The following is an 831-nucleotide window of genomic DNA, read 5'->3' on the forward strand; positions in this document are numbered from 1 at the left end:
CGCGTGCGGCGGCCACCGCCTCCAGCGTCTCCGCGGGCGGCATGGCGGAGGCGCGGCCCGCGAGCCGCGACAGCGTGATGGTCTGCGCCACCTCCGGCGCGGTCAGCTCCACCTTCAGCCGCGCGGCGGCGGCGGCGAAGGCCGGCACGCCGGGCGTGATCTCGAACGGGATGTTCCGCGCCTCGAGCGCCGCGAACTGCTCCGCCGTCGCCCCATAGATCGAGGGATCGCCCGAATGCACCCGCGCCACGTCGAGCCCCGCCGCATGGGCGGCCTCGATCTCGGCGATGATCTGCGGCAGGTCGAGCGAAGCGGTGTCGATGACGCGGGCGCCGGCCGGGGCGTAGGCGACGACCGCCTTCGGCACCAGCGAGCCGGCGTAGAGGCAGACCGGGCAGCGGGCGATCAGGTCGCGGCCGCGGACGGTGATCAGGTCCGGATCGCCCGGCCCGGCGCCGATGAAATGGACCGTCATCGCGGCGTCTCCAGCGCGTATTGGGTGACGGGCATGGCCGGGCGCCAGCCGGTCATGCGTCCGACCGGGTCGGCGTTGGCGATCTGCAGCCGGGTCAGGTCGCCGCCATGGGCGCGCCAGAAGGCGATCAGGCGGCTCTCCGTCTCCAGCGTCACGGCGTTCGCCACCAGCCGGCCGCCGGGTTTCAGCGCGGCGAGGGACTGCTCCATCACGCCCTCCGCCGTGGCGCCGCCGCCGAGGAACACCGCGTCCGGAGCAGGCAGGCCCTCGAACCCGGCGGGCGCCGACGCCTCCACGATGCGCAGGCCCGGCGTTCCGAGCCGGTCGGCGTTGGCGCGGGCGCGGGCCGCCCGGTC

Annotated in this window: 1 protein-coding gene and 1 pseudogene; both read right to left on the reverse strand. The window is 75.7% G+C overall.

The annotated features are described in order from the left end of the window. Positions 1-475, reverse strand: a 475-nt coding sequence (locus ACFQ4O_RS17915; RefSeq protein ID WP_378777779.1) for a cobalt-precorrin-4/precorrin-4 C(11)-methyltransferase, incomplete at its 3' end; no start/stop codon positions are given. Then, positions 472-831 (reverse strand): annotated as a pseudogene (locus tag ACFQ4O_RS17920) (cobalamin biosynthesis bifunctional protein CbiET); the annotation flags it as partial. The pseudogene ACFQ4O_RS17920 and the gene ACFQ4O_RS17915, both read right to left, overlap by 4 nt.

This window comes from Methylopila musalis, assembly GCF_042679725.1.
Taxonomy (GTDB): domain Bacteria; phylum Pseudomonadota; class Alphaproteobacteria; order Rhizobiales; family Methylopilaceae; genus Methylopila; species Methylopila musalis.